Raw genomic sequence first — 14,084 nt, forward strand, 5'->3', positions numbered from 1 at the left:
GGAAGCGCGACACGGGAAGGCTGGTGACGCCAGGCCTCAGCGTCGCCGCGAGACGAGGGAGAGAATCTCCGTGCCGTAGCGCTCGGTGAGCGCGGGGCCCACGCCGTGGATGGCCATGAGCTCCCTGCCGTTCTCCGGCCGGGCCACGGCGATGGCGCCCAGCACGCGGTCCGTGAGGATGCGGAAGGCGGGCACCTTGCGCTTGCGCGCCTCCGCGAGCCGCCACGCCTTGAGGGACTCCACCAGCGCCGGGGGCGCCTCCGCCCCCTCCGCGTCACCTGACACCGCGCGCCGGCCGCGCGAGGTGGGGGCGGGCGCGTCGTCATGGTCGATGTCCGCGCGCCCGCTCCGGGACGCATGCTCGTCGCGGGACGCATTCCAGGAGGAGCGGCCGCCCGCCGCCGCCGGGGCATTCGCGCGCCAGTGCTGGGGCCGGGCCTCTTCCCTCGCCTCCAACTCCGCGCCCCGGCTGTACCGGCCCGCGTCCGCGTCCCCCTTCGGGCGGGAGGCGCGCTTGCGCGAGGGACGCTTCGCCGCGGTGGCCGCCGCCTTGCCCTTCTGCCGCTTCTTCTTCGTCGCCTTCTCCAGCGCCAGCGGGAGGAACACCTGGCGGGGGTCCACCGCGCGCGTGCGCCGGCCCTCGTCCGTCAGGGACAGGCGCTGGAAGTTGATGACCTGGCCGTCCTTGTCGAACGAGTCCACGTCCAGCCGCGCCAGCCCCGCGCGGACGAGCCCGCCCGCCAGCCGCTCGAAGTCGCGGCGCGGGAGCGCCTCGCCGAACAGCTCGCGGTGGAGCCGGCCCATGGCCTGCCCGTCCCGCTCGTGCAGCGACTCGAGGATGCGCTCCAGCCAGTGCCGCTCCGCGGAGGTGGGCTCGACGAAGCGCAGCGTGGCGCAGGACTCGGGGGAGCAGACATCGCACAGGCCGCACGCCTCGCCGGAGTCCTGCACGTCTCCGAAGTGAGCCACCAGCTGCTTCATGCGGCAGCCGTGGGCCTCCGCGTAGCGTCCCATCTGCTCCAGGTGCAGCAGCTTGCGCTCGCGCTGCGCGCCGTACGCGACCGCCCAGCCCGGCCGCCCGCGCGCCACCGTCTCCTCCGGCGTCATCACCACGCCGCCGTGAATCCAGAGCTGCTCCAGCGCCTTGTCGAACACCTCCGGGTCCCCGCGCACGCGCCCCTGGAGCACCACCTTCGGCTCCAGCTGCGTGCCCGTGGCCTGGAACAGCCGCTCCAGGACGTGGGGCTCCGGGTAGTCGCGGCGGTGGAAGAACTCGTGCGTGCGCCGGTCGATGTACGAGTGCAGCAGCACCGCGCGCGAGGGCTTGCCGTCGCGGCCCGCGCGGCCCAGCTCCTGGTAGTAGCCCTCCAGGCTGGACGGCAGCGCGGCGTGGATGACAGTGCGCACGTCCGCCTTGTCGATGCCCATGCCGAACGCGGTGGTGGCCACGATGACCTCCAGCGAGCCCCGGAGGAACTCGGCCTGCACCCTGTCGCGCTCCGCCGGCTGGAGGCCCGCGTGGTACGCGGCGGAGGGGAACTCGCCCGCGAGCATGTCCGCGAGCTGCTCGGCGTGCTTGCGCGTGGCCGCGTAGACGATGGCGGGACGGTTCTCCTCGTCCTGGAGGAGGCTGAGGATGGCGTCGCCACGGGCGCCGGGATTCAGCTCGCGCACTTCAATGGCGATGTTGGTGCGGCGGAACCCGTGGATGAAGGTGCGCGCCTTGCCGCCGGCCCCGTGCAGCCCGAGCTGCTGGACGATGTCGCGCTGCACGTCCGGCGTGGCGGTGGCGGTGAGGGCCACCACGGGCGCGGGACGGAGCAGCGGCAGCCGCGCGCCGAGCAGCCGGTAGTCCGGACGGAAGTCATGGCCCCACTGGGAGATGCAGTGCGCCTCGTCGATGGCGATGAGCGCGGGGGTGCGGCGCGCGAGGAACTCCACGAAGCCGGGCACGCCGAGCCGCTCGGGGGCGATGAAGAGGAAGTCGAGCCCGCCTTCCAGGTAGTCCGCGCACACCTGCCGCGAGGTGGCCCTGTCGCGCCCGGAGTGGATGCGGTCCGCCGCGAAGCCCAGCGACTGGAGCCGCGCCACCTGGTCCTCCATGAGCGCGATGAGCGGGCTGACCACCAGCGTGGTGCCCGCGCGCGCCAGGCCCGGGAGCTGGTAGCAGAGCGACTTGCCCGCGCCCGTGGGCATGACGAGCAGCAAATCCTCGCCCGCCGTGGCCGCGCGGCAGACAGCCTCCTGGTACGGCCGGAAGTCGGAGAAGCCGAAGGACGCCTTGAGCAGCGGGCGGAGCTGGTCCGGCGGCGTGGGCGCGCGAGGCACCCGCGCCGGCCGCTGGCCCGGCTGCGCGGCGGTGGCACCGCTGCGTCCCGTGCCCCGCGAGGACGGCCTCCCCACCGGGCCCGCGTTCCACGAGGTGGACTCGGGAGCAGGGCTCCGCGAGGGCGCGGCGGGGCCCGGCGACATCACCACCGCGGCGTCGGAGAACGCGCTGGAGGCGACGCGACGGGGCCCCCCCTGCCCTCCCATGGCGCCCGGTCCACCGGAGGCGGAGGAGTTGAAGGAAGCAGCAGCCTGGAACGCCGGTTGCGCCCCATATGCGGGCGCGGCGGCCGGACTCGTGGGCCCATGGCCCACCACTTCAATGACGTACTTCTCGATGCCCCGGAGGAACTCGTCCAGCCGGCCCTCGCCGCGCTCAATCCGCTGGAGCCACGCCTCCCACTGCCCCGTCATGGCCGGCGTCTTCACGTCCGGGTGCACCACCTGGATGAGGTGGATGCCCTTCTCCGTGGCCTCCATCACCTTGCCCTTGCGGCGCAGGTACTCGCGGTCCAGCAGCACCTCGATGATGGCCGCGCGAGTGGCCGGCGTGCCCAGGCCCGTCTCGCGCATCGCGTCCGCCAGCTCTTTCTCATCGAGCGCCCTGCCCGCCGTCTCCATGGCGGTCAGCAGCGTCGCGTCCGTGAAGCGCGGCGGCGGGCGCGTGCGCTTCTTCACCGCCTCCGCGTCCTCCACCGTCTGCGGCTGCCCGCGCTCCAGCCCGGAGGGCAGCGACTGCGGCTCGTCGTCCGGCTCGCGCTCCTCGTCCTCGCCCTTCTTGCCCTCCGCCTTCGGGCGCGGTGCCTTCTGCCCGCCACCGATGTCCAGCACCTTCCAGCCCACCCGCTCCACCTGCGTGCCGGTGCTCTGGAAGCGGTCCACCACCCGCGCCGCCGCGTCCCCGGACGTCACCGCCGTAATCACCGTGGTGACGCGCCAGACGTGGTCCTCGTGCCACGCCTGGAGCACCCGCCGGCACACCAGGTCGTAGATGCGCTGCTCGTCCGGAGACAGGCGCGCGCCCTCCGGCGACGTGGGTGTGGGGATGATGGCGTGGTGGTCCGTCACCTTCGCGTCGTCCACGTAGCGCTTGCCGAGCGGCCGCGCGCCCGTGCCCGGCGCGAGGTCCTCCTCGAAGGGCGCGCGGATGGCGTTCACCACCTCCGGCAGCGTGTCCGCCACCGTGCGCGACAGGTGCCGGCTGGCGGTGCGCGGGTAGCTCAACAGCTTGTGCTTCTCGTAGAGCGCCTGCGCCACCTCCAGCGTGCGCTGCGCGCTGAAGCCGTAGAGCCGGTTGGCGTGCCGCTGCAGCTCCGTCAAGTCGTAGAGGAGCGGAGGCGGCATCTTCTTCTCCTCCGCCTCCAGGGATTCAATGGCCGCGCTCCCCCGGCGCACGCGGTCGATGATGGCCTGGGCCTCCACCCCGTTCGCGTCCAGGCGCCGGGCCTCGCGCGGGGCCTCGCCGGGTGGCACCACGGGCCTGCCGTCCGGCCCCGAGCGGAACCAGGTGCCCTGGTACCGGGCCCCCACGGGCACGGCCTTGGAGCGGGGCACGAAGGTGGCGACCACCTCCAGGTAGTCCCGGGGGACGAAGTCGCGGATGGCCAATTCGCGCTCCACCACCATGGCCAGCGTGGGCGTCTGCACCCGGCCCACGCTCAGCATCTCCCCGTGGCCCCCGTGCGCCAGCGTGTACAGGCGCGACAGGTTCATCCCCACCAGCCAGTCCGCCCGGCTGCGCCCCATGGCGGCGGCGGCCAGCGGCTCGTACTCGCGCCCGTCCGCCAGCTTCTGGAAGCCGTCGCGGATGGCGCGCTCCGTCAGCGAGGACACCCACAGCCGGCGCACCGGCTTGCGGCACCCGGCGGCCTCGTAGATGTAGCGGAAGATGAGCTCGCCCTCGCGGCCCGCGTCCGTGGCGCACACCACGGTGGAGACCTCGGGCAGGTTGAGGATGCGCTTCACCACCCCGAACTGGGTGTGCGTCTCCTTCGAGACGACGAGCGGCCACTCCGCCGGCAGCATGGGCAGCAGCGCGCGGCTCCACTTCTTCCAGTCCGGGCGAATCTCGTGCGGCTGGGCCAGCCCCACCAGGTGGCCGATGGCCCACGTCACCACATAGCCGTTGCCCTTGAGGAAGCCGTCCCCGCGCTCGTTGGCCCCCAGCACCCGGGCGAGGTCTCTCGCCACGGAGGGCTTCTCCGCCAGCACCGCCAGGACGGACCCCCGCCCGCCGGCGCGGCCGTCCGTGCTCCCGAGCCTGTCGTCACGGGGCGACTCGCCCATCTCTTCCCACCTCATGAAGCCCTGTCCCCTCCCGCCCGCTCCACCGACGCCCCGGGTAGAGCCCCTGGCGCCGCGAAACCCATTCCCCTACCGCGTCAGGCTGACATGGCCGAGCCCCGCCTGTCCCTACCCGTGAAGCCTGCCCGGTCCACGGCCGGCCGAGGGATGCCGCGCGCTTCCACACACCCGCCCGCCTCGCGCCCGCCACCAACCTTCCAGGTCTTCATTCACGCGCAGAGAACCGGGCCCGCACGCCCTGGCTTGACGCCTTCGCGCACACTGGCGCCTTCGCGCAAGCATTTGGCGCGGCAGAGGAAAACTCCCTCCAGCACCTGAGCCAGTATGCCCTTGTCGCCAGTCGCCAACAGCGGCTGTTGACGGGGGGAGAGCAGGCGTCACCGAGAGTGCGAAGGGGGAAGCATATGTCGCACGTCGCGCATGAGTCGGGCCGAGGGGTTCCGGGGGGAAACACGAGGCCCGACAGGGTGTCGCGCGGGGACGAAGGGGCCACATTTTGTAAGCCAGGGCGTCAGTCCTGGGGGGAGTGGCGGAGGGCGGTCGAGGGGGGGACGGGGGGAGTCGCGGTACCGGAGCTGGCTGTCTTCGCGGGGGCGAAGCGGACGCAGCTCGGCGCCCTGACGAAGTCGACCGCAACCGAGCCACTTCGTGAAGTGTTGGAGGATGTGACGCGGGTGGCTTCCATGCGCCCGCGGACGTTCGGCAGGGCCCAGACACTGGCGCGACTGCGGGCGCTCTCGCGGCCCGCGGTGCCCTGGGGTGAAGCCGGACGGGTGAAGGGGGAATCACGGCGCAGCCGGGTGTCGGTACTTGGGGTACCGGACACGCACCGGGTGGAGCCGTAAGCGCGCACCGGGGGGTGCACGTCTTGAATGAAAGTTCGCTGGAGGGGTCCAAGGCCCTCCGGACACTCAGGGGCGGGTAGGAGGACGTTGCCGCGGGGGCGGTGGCGTCTGTGGAAGGGGGACCCGGGGTCACGCTCGTCAGAGGGGGAGAGCAACCCGAGCATGGGTCATATCCGGGGGGTGCTCCGAGTCCATCGGGGCATCCCCCGTTGCTTTTGCGGGCTCGACGCCGGGGGTTCAGGGCCGGGCCCCGCTCCGAGGCCCGCGGCGCCGGCCCCAGCTTCGGGGCCCATGGCGCCAGGGGCGTCGGGCGTCACTCCACGTGCAGCGTCACAGTGCCGGTGAGGGCGCGGTGGACGGTGAGCCACAGGACGTCCCCGGCGGCGTCCACGGAGGCGAAGTAGTCCACGTCGGCCGTGAGGGGCTGGCCGTCCAGGGTGACGCGGGCGGGAGGCGTGGACGCGGTGTAGCCGCGCAGCACCACCACCGGGTGCGTGACGGTGCGGGCGCCCGCCTCGAAGCGGAGCGTGGCGCGGTTGGCGGCGGCCTGGGCCTCCCACGTGGAGTACACGGGGTTGTAGCCGGGCACGTCGTACGTCACGGCGTCGGCGCGCCCCACGCCCCCGGGCCCCCGGGTGAGCACGGTGCCCTCGGTGGCGGACAGCCGCACGCCCTGCGCGGCCTCCACCTCCGACGTCACCTTCAGCACCGGGTCCTCCGCGTGGGTGCCCAGCACCATGAACACCGAGTAGCTCTGGTACGGGTGGCCGGAGAGGTTGCCGTCGTCGCCGTAGCGCGGGTACTGCTGTAGCCCCAGCGCGCCGAAGTTGCTGCCCCAGGCGAGGCGGTGCGAGCGGGTGGTGGTGGGCAGCTCGTACTGGTTGAGCTGGTACGTCCAGTTCCAGTCCTGGGGCATGGGGCCGTCCGCGTCGCGTGCGCCCCGGCTCGGGTAGAACCAGTAGCCGCCCGCGGGCTTCTGCTCCCACGTCTGCGTCTGCACCACGCCCATCTCCGCGTTCGGCGCCGCCGTCCACATCCGGATGTAGGGGACGACGTTGGGCGCGCTGTAGTCCCAGCCGGAGTTCATCGTCACCGGCGAGGAGAGCGTGACGAAACGGTTGCGGTCGCCCCAGCCCAGGCCGGCGATTTCGGCGTTGGCGTTGCCGTCGAAGAGCAGGTCTCCATAGGGCGAGCGCACGTCGGCCTGGATGACGTTGGCGGGGAAGCCCGAGGCGTCATGCGTAATCGCGTAGAGCGGGTGGCTCCTGCCGGTGGCGAAGAGGTAGTGCACCGTCACGTTGACGACGCGGCCGTCGAGCGGGAGCGGCCAGCGGTACTCGTGCAGCGCGTGGTGGCGCCCCGCGAAGACGGTGCGCCAGGTGCCTCGCACGCCCTGCGTCCAGTTGCCCCAGCTGGCGCCCTCGTGGAGGTGACACACCACCATGCCCCAGCCGGGAACCTGCGAGTGCGCACCGTCGCAGACGCGCTCCGCGCCGCCGACTTCGTAGGTGTAGCGGCGCAGGTAGCCGCCATTCCATCCCGCGGGGTCCGCGGCGTCATTGCGCACCAGCGCGGCCGAGCGGGGATGGCAGGCACTGTCGCTCCAGGCGTAGCGGTCCGTGCGGAAGCCGTCGACCTGCACGTCGCGCTCGAGCCGCAGCGGGGCACATTCTCCGGGGACGACAGTGCCGGCATCCGGGTCATCGGTGCCGGCATCCGTGTCACCCGAGCCCGCGTCCGTGGTGCCCGCGTCGGGCAGCTCGTCATCGGGGTCGGGCTTCACGTCCTTGCCACCGCACGCGGTCAGCAGCAGGGACAGCAACACGGCAACGCCGCGTGCTCGGAGCAGGAAGGCGGGGCTGTTCAGGTCGGGCATCATCGTCGCTCCCTCGTGGCGGACCGGGGCTTCCCTCGGAAGGCGAGCCTGGCCGCGCCCCTCGTCCTGCCAACGTGCTCGCCCGGGTGCAAGGACTGGTGGAGTGGACCGTCAGCTCAGCCGCGAGCCGGACCGGTGGCCTGGAAAGTTTCCATGCAGGCAATCGTGGACGCCATCGCCCAGAACGCCGCCAGGGCGCGGTGCTGACGGGAGGCCCGGAATGTCCCGGGCCTCTCCGTCACCGCCCGTTGCGCCTGGGCGACGTCACCCCGCCTTGGCGGTGCCCTTCTCCTGGTGCCACGCGGCGAGCACTTCCTTCTCCCGCTCGGCCGTGACTCCCGCGCCCAGCTTCGCCTGACGCTCGGGGGGCTGCGTCTTGAACCAGGCCACGGTGTCGCGAACGGTGTCCGCCGTCGGCCGGAACGTGAGCCCCGTGGCCAGCGCCTTGGCGATGCTCACCCGCCCCAGGCCCTTCTCCTCGCTCGAGCGCGGAATCCACACGGGCATGTCCTGCCACGGCGCCACCTTCTGCTTCTCCAGGAAGGCCGCGTCCACCCACGTGAAGCTCGCGTCGCTGCCCGTGGCCGTCTTGCACGTGTCCAGCAGCTCCTTCATCAGCAGCGGCTGCGTGGGCCCCGTGGCGTTGAAGACGCCCGCGGTGTTGCGCTCGACGTTGAGGATGATCCACGCGGCCAGGTCTCGCGCGTCGATGAACTGCACGGGGTCCTGCCCGTCTCCCGGGGACAGCACCTCGCCCCCGCGCGACACGCGCACCGGCCAGTAGCTGAAGCGGTCCGTCGGGTCATCCGGGCCGACGATGAGGCCCGGGCGCACGTTGAGGACGCGGCCGGGCATGGCCGTCTCCGCCGCCTTCTCGCACAGCGCCTTCAGCGCGCCGTAGTTCTCCGCCACCTTCTCCGTCGTCTCGTCCTCCACCGTGGCCACCGGCGAGCTCTCGTCGATGCCGTACTGCGACAGGTCCTTGTAGACGGAGATGGAGGAGACGAAGACGTAGTGCCCCACGTTCGGGGCCAGCAGCTCCGCCGAGGCCTTCACGATGCGAGGCACATAGCCGGAGGTGTCCACCACCGCGTCCCACTTGCGGCCCTGCAGCGCCTTCAGGCCCTCGCCCTTGTTCGGGTCCCGGTCGCCCTCCAGCTTCTCCACGTCCGGGAAGAGGCCCGGGTTCGTCTTGCCGCGGTTGAAGAGCGTCACGGTGTGGCCGCGCGAGCGCGCGAACTCCACCAGCGCCGGGCCCAGGAACTTCGTGCCGCCCAGGATGAGGATGCTCTTCGGCGCGCTCGCCTTCGCGCCCTGCCCCTGGGCGGAGGCGTCGGTGCCGCCCTCCGCCGTCTTGCCCGTCGTGGCACAGCCCATCGCCCAGAGCGAGCCCACCGCGGCCGCTCCCTGAATCACTCCTCTGCGGGACAGCTTCATGCCGTGTTTCCTCCTGTTGCCCTGCTCTTTCGAAGGACTGCCTAGCACCGGGCCGCCTCAGCGGACCGGGACATTCTCCGGGACGGCGGGCGCCTGCGTTTCCGGAGCGCCCGGCGTGCGCCGCCGCTGGTGGCTGGCGAGGTACAGCGACACCGCGAGCCACAGCCCGGCCAGCGGCACCGCCACCAGCGACAGGCCCGTCATCCCCATGCCGAGGCTCTTGAGCCCCTCCTGGAGCCACCCGCTCAGCGTGTCGCTGCCGCGATACACCACCGTGTCGATGAAGCTCTTGGACTTGTAGCGGGCCTCGCGGTCCACCGTGGTGAAGAGGATTTCGCGCGACGGCCGCTCCAGCGCGTAGTGGCTGGCACCTCGCACCGCCTTGAAGGCGATGAGCACCCCCAGCAGCGGCAGCGCGGCCAGCCCCAGGAAGCCCAGCGCCGTGACGACGGGCGCCACCGCCATCGCCGCCCCCAGCCCCAGCCTGGAGATGAAGCGCCCCGTGACGAGCGTCTGCAGCCCCAGCGTCGCGAGCTGCACGTAGAAGTCGATGTTCCCGTAGAGGGCGGTGCGCGAGGCGGCGTCCTTGCCCACCTCGGCGACGAGACGGACCTCCTGGAAGTTGATGAACGTGGAGGTGGCCGCGTAGAGGAAGACCTGAAGCCCGAGCGCCAGCAGGAAGGGCGACGTCGCGATGAGCCGCAGCCCGGCGAGCACCCCTCCGCCCACGGGCCCTTCCGCGGCGGGCGGCTGGTGCTGGACGTCATGGGCCCAGCCGCCCAGCCTGCGCACGCACTGCGTGCTCACCTCCAGCAGGACGATGGAGATGAGGATGAGGTTCACCGGGCCCAGGGGCTCCGCCAGGCGGCCCACCAGGAAGGGCCCCACGAGCATGCCCGTGGTGCCTCCCGCCGCGATGAAGCCGAACAGACGCTTGCCCTGGCCGCTGGCGAAGACGTCCGACATGAAGCTCCAGAAGATGGAGACGACGAAGAGGTTGTAGACGCTCAGCCACACGAAGAAGACGCGCGACACCATCACCGGCGCCACGCCGAGCTTCAGCAGCGTGAACAGCGCCACCAGGCACAGCAGGAAGAAGCGGTAGACGCGCGGGATGACGATGCGCCGAGGCCAGCGCGCCACCATGGCGGAGAAGGCCGGCACCACGGCCAGCATCACCAGGAACGTCGCGGTGTAGAGCTCGGGCAGGTCCTTCACGCTGCCAGCCGTGCCCAGCTCCGTGCGGATGGGCCGGAGGATGGCGTAACCGCACATGAGCGTGAAGAAGTAGAAGAAGGACCAGAGGACCGCCTTCACCTCCTCGTCCCGGACATCCACGAATCGCTTGAACATGAGCACGCGCGCGTCCAACCCAGATTCAGACAGTGTATTCCCGGATTGCTCGTCGGGAGAACGTGCCGGCCAGGCCCAGGTCACGATGCGCCGCGTGGCGTGCGACCTGGAATCGCGAGGCCCGTTTACAAGGAGGGGACTCCACGTCCCCGCCCCAGCGCCGCGCCAACCGCACCCCGAGTCCCGACGCATGGACCCGGGGCATGGACACGTCTACTTGCCGGCGGCGAGCGCCTCGCGGAGGGCGGCCTCCACGCGGGGCAGGGCCTCCTCGATTTCCTTCACCGAGGTGGCGCCCACGGACAGGCGGAACCAGCCGGTGTCCTCGGCGAGGCCGAAGGCCTGGAAGGGCACCACCGCGAAGCTCGCCTTCTCCAGCAGGAGCTTGCGGATGTCGTCATTCGTCTTGAGCCCGCCCTTGCCCACCAGGTCGAAGCGCACGGAGAGGTAGATGGCGCCCTGCGGAGCGATGTGCTGCACCGGCAGCCCTGCCTCGCGCATCCGCGTGAAGCCGCGGTGCAGCGCCTCCAGCCGCTCGTCCACGCGCTGGCGCATCACCGTGAGGAAGGACTCGGTGGCCTGCGTGTCGTCGAGGTAGCGGGCCACCGCCACCTGCTCGGCCTTGGGCGCCCACGCGCCCACGTGGCCCAGCACGTCGCGCATGCGGGCGATGATGGACGGCGGGCCCACGCCCCAGCCCACGCGCACGCCCGTGGCGGCGAAGGCCTTGGAGATGCCGTCCACGAAGACGGTGTACGGGGCCACCTCGGGCACCATTTCCACCGGCGTCACGTGCTTCACCGCGCCGAAGCTCAGCACCCAGTAAATCTGGTCGTACATGAGGATGAGCGGCTTCTGGCCGCGCTTCTCACGGTCGCGATTCTCGGCGACGACGCGCTCGCAGATGGTGGCCAGCACGTCCGGCGAAATCATGGTGCCGGTGGGGTTGAGCGGGCTGCATAGACATAGCAGCCGCGCGCTGCCCAGGTGCGGGGCAAGTTGCTCCACGGTGGGCATGAACCCGTGCGCCGGGTCCGTCGTCACCACCACGCTCTTCGCGCCCATGATGTACGCGTAGTGGTTGTTGTTCCACGAGGGCACCGGGTAGACGACCGTCTCCCCTTCATCCAGCACGGCGCGGTAGGTGCCGTAGATGATGGGCCGGGCGCCGCCTGCGATGACGATGCCCTCCAGCGGGTACTTCAGCCCGAGCGCGCGCTCGTAGAAGCGCTGCACCGCCTGGCGCAAGTCGAGCACACCGTCGGACGGTGGGTAGTTCGTCTCCCCGGCCTGGAGCGCGGTGGCAATGTTCTGCCGCAGCCCGTCGGGGATGGGGAACTCCTTCGGGGCGAAGTCGCCCACCGTGAGGTTGCACACCTTCTGGCCCTTGGCGACGAGCTCCCGGATTTGCGCGGCGATTTTGAGGATTTCGCTGCCGACGAGGCCCCTCGCCATGGTGCCCACGGTGGCGTCGTCCCGTGAGGGGCGGGGAAGGGAGGTGAGGTCGATTGCCATGAGGTGTTGCTCTCCGGTTCGTTCGCGTTGAAGGGGGCCACGCGGACTGCGGCCGGGCGCGGACCATACCCGCCGCACGGCGCCCCGTGTGTCATGCATTTGCATCCCCACGCGGAAGTGCCGCTGCTTCAATTTTCCGGAAGTCGCCTCCCCGCCGGCCCCGTGGCGCACAGGGCAGCCAGGACGCCGGGCCCTCTCTGAGAAGGTCGGGGCCGCGCCCCCGTGTGTAATTCCCGGCAGTGGTTCTGCCCGTATTCCCGAGGCGTCCCGACTCCCCGATATGCGCCAGGGCGCACGTCGTTTTTCGCCCCGATAGCCGCGGGGACGAACTCCAAGCGTCCCCCCTGAATCCCACACCACCTGGGAGCCCCACGGCCGCGAGGACCTCGCGCGCTGGACGGGAGCCCCTTGTCCCGAGGTCAGAACATGAAGCTCCTGAAGCGCGGCCTGCTGGTCCTGTCGTCCCTGCTGCTGGCCTCGTCCACGGCGTCCGCGGCGGACCGCCCCATCAACACGCGCCTGTTCGGCACGCGTGCCATCCTCGCGTGCGACCCGGTGGAGAAGTCGTGCGGCATGGGCGTCATCACCTTCCCCAGCGGCGTCACCGGGCTCGTGCCCTACGGGCGCCCGGGTCTGGCGGTGGCCTCCATGTCGGTGCCGTCGGTGGATGATGCGCACGCGGTCATGGCTCGCATCGACTCGGGCGAGGCGCCGCAGGCCGCCATCGATGCCGTGCTGGCCGCGGACCCGTGGGCCGCCTACCGCCAGCTCGCCGCCGTGAAGCTGAATGACGACGGCAGCGTGACGCTGGGCCAGCGCACCGGCGCGCAGAACAGCCTGGAGACCTGCGACGTGCGGGGCACCACCTACGTGGTGCAGGCCAACAACCAGACCACCGCCGACATGTGCCGCGCCATGGCCCAGGGCTTCGAGCAGGCCCGGGGCAGCCTGCCGCAGCGGCTGCTCGCGTCGCTCAAGGCCGGCGCGCGCGTGGGCCAGGACAACAATGGGGACCGCTCCGGCGTCATCCGCGTGTGGAACGGCACCGACGACTCCGCCCTCTACACGCAGGTGCTCGCCGAGGGCACCGCGTATGCCAGCACGAAGGCGCTGCGGGACATGGAGGTGACGCTGAACCGCTACCAGGCCACCATCGCCGTGCCGAACCCGGCCGACCTCGTTCCGATGAACCTGGTCAACACCCTGGTGGTGAAGCTCGCGCTGCGCAAGCTCGGCTACTACAAGGGGCCCATGGACGCCTCGTGGTCCCCGAGCGCCGAGAAGGCCCTGGCCGACTTCAACTGGAACAACATCTTCTTCGACAAGCCCACCGTGGTGGTGAACGGCGTCCGGAAGATTGATGGCGTGCTCGTCAACTTCCTGCGTGACGCCGACCTCGGCGCGCTCGTCCGCGCGACGCCGCCGGCGCAGTGAGGCGCACCTGCGCGAAGGCTGCTCGGGCCCTGCGTCCCCGTGTGGGCGCGGGGCCCGCTGTCTCCTGAGGGCTCGCTTCCATGCGGTGACGCTGGCACCCGGGCGCCGCTCGTGAGAGAGGGAGGCCACAGGCCCGGACCGAGCGGGCCGCCAGGAGAGGGACGATGAAGCAGTCTGGACGCAGGCTGACGTCGCTGTTGCTCGTGGGGTGCATCGGAGTCACCGGGTGCTCGAAGAAGGAAGAGGGGCCGACGCATCCCGCCGCGGAGCTGCCCGCCGCCGAGGACGCTCCCGCGCAGCCCTCGGGTCCGCCCCCGGGCACCCTCCCCCGCGAGGGCGAGGCCGCCGCCAGGCCACCCGTCCATGTCGTGATTCCTGGTGACGGGGGCGCGGCTCGGCAGCCGGAGGCCCTTCCGGGTGAGACGCAGCAGGAGGCCGCCGAGACGGCGCCTACGGCGGGGAACGACACGGCCGCGGCGGCTCCGGCTCCCACGCCTGCTCCGGCTCCGGCGAATGCGGCGGATCTGCCCGCCGAGGACCCGAAGAACCGCGAGTGGACCGCGAGCAAGGTGGAGCTGAAGCGGCGCCCTGGCGCGTCCGTGACGCTGCGCTCGGTGCGCGCGGGCCAGCACGCGGACTTCGACCGCGTGGTGTTCGAGTTCGAGGGCCAGCAGCTCCCCGGCTACGCGCTGGAGTACGTGGACAAGCCCATCATCCAGTGCGGCTCGGGAGACCCGACGCCCGTGGCTGGCCAGGGCTGGCTCCAGGTGCGCTTCACTCCCGCGCGGGGACACAACGACCAGGGCCAGGCCACCGTCGCCGAGCGTGAAATCAAGCCCCGCCTGCCCATCATCCTGGAGCTGGAGCGTATCTGTGACTTCGAGGGCGAGGTGACGTGGGTGCTCGGCAACAAGAGCCCCAACAAGTACCGCGTCATGGAGCTGCACGGGCCCACCCGCCTCGTGGTGGACGTGCAGCACTGAGGCTCGTGG

The 14,084-nt window shown here is 71.5% G+C and carries 7 protein-coding genes; 2 read left to right on the top strand and 5 right to left on the bottom strand.

What is annotated here, in order from left to right; all coding sequences use genetic code 11:
• Window positions 1–36: 36 nt before the first annotated feature.
• The 5 genes from G4D85_RS32230 to G4D85_RS32250 all read right to left on the bottom strand — a co-directional run bounded on the left by G4D85_RS32230 (window position 37) and on the right by G4D85_RS32250 (window position 11,658).
• A complete protein-coding gene (locus tag G4D85_RS32230) occupies window positions 37–4,629 on the bottom strand; it encodes a DNA topoisomerase 3 (RefSeq protein WP_240359615.1) in 4,593 nt (1,530 codons plus the stop codon).
• A gap of 1,161 nt (window positions 4,630–5,790) precedes the next feature.
• Complete coding sequence (locus G4D85_RS32235) at window positions 5,791–7,356, bottom strand: hypothetical protein (protein WP_164017892.1); 1,566 nt, start codon at window positions 7,354–7,356, stop codon at window positions 5,791–5,793.
• A 261-nt stretch (window positions 7,357–7,617) separates the two neighbouring features.
• On the bottom strand, window positions 7,618–8,790 hold the full coding sequence (locus tag G4D85_RS32240; RefSeq protein ID WP_164017893.1) for an SDR family oxidoreductase: 1,173 nt from the start codon (window positions 8,788–8,790) through the stop codon (window positions 7,618–7,620).
• A 57-nt stretch (window positions 8,791–8,847) separates the two neighbouring features.
• A complete protein-coding gene (locus tag G4D85_RS32245; protein ID WP_164017894.1) occupies window positions 8,848–10,143 on the bottom strand; it encodes an NTP/NDP exchange transporter in 1,296 nt (431 codons plus the stop codon).
• 213 nt (window positions 10,144–10,356) lie between these two features.
• Window positions 10,357–11,658 (bottom strand): pyridoxal phosphate-dependent aminotransferase, encoded by a 1,302-nt coding sequence (locus G4D85_RS32250; protein ID WP_164017895.1) that lies wholly within the window; start codon window positions 11,656–11,658, stop codon window positions 10,357–10,359.
• 426 nt (window positions 11,659–12,084) lie between these two features.
• Between G4D85_RS32250 and G4D85_RS32255 the strand changes: the two genes are divergently transcribed.
• Together G4D85_RS32255 and G4D85_RS32260 are read left to right on the top strand one after the other, a co-directional pair.
• Window positions 12,085–13,092: a DUF1028 domain-containing protein gene (locus G4D85_RS32255; RefSeq protein ID WP_164017896.1), complete on the top strand. Its 1,008-nt coding sequence runs from the start codon at window positions 12,085–12,087 to the stop codon at window positions 13,090–13,092.
• Between the two features lie 164 nt (window positions 13,093–13,256).
• The gene (locus G4D85_RS32260; protein ID WP_164017897.1) at window positions 13,257–14,075 is read left to right on the top strand and encodes an AMIN-like domain-containing (lipo)protein; all 819 of its coding nucleotides are present in this window, start codon (window positions 13,257–13,259) and stop codon (window positions 14,073–14,075) included.
• Window positions 14,076–14,084: the final 9 nt, after the last annotated feature.

It is taken from the genome of Pyxidicoccus trucidator, assembly GCF_010894435.1.
GTDB lineage: Bacteria > Myxococcota > Myxococcia > Myxococcales > Myxococcaceae > Myxococcus > Myxococcus trucidator.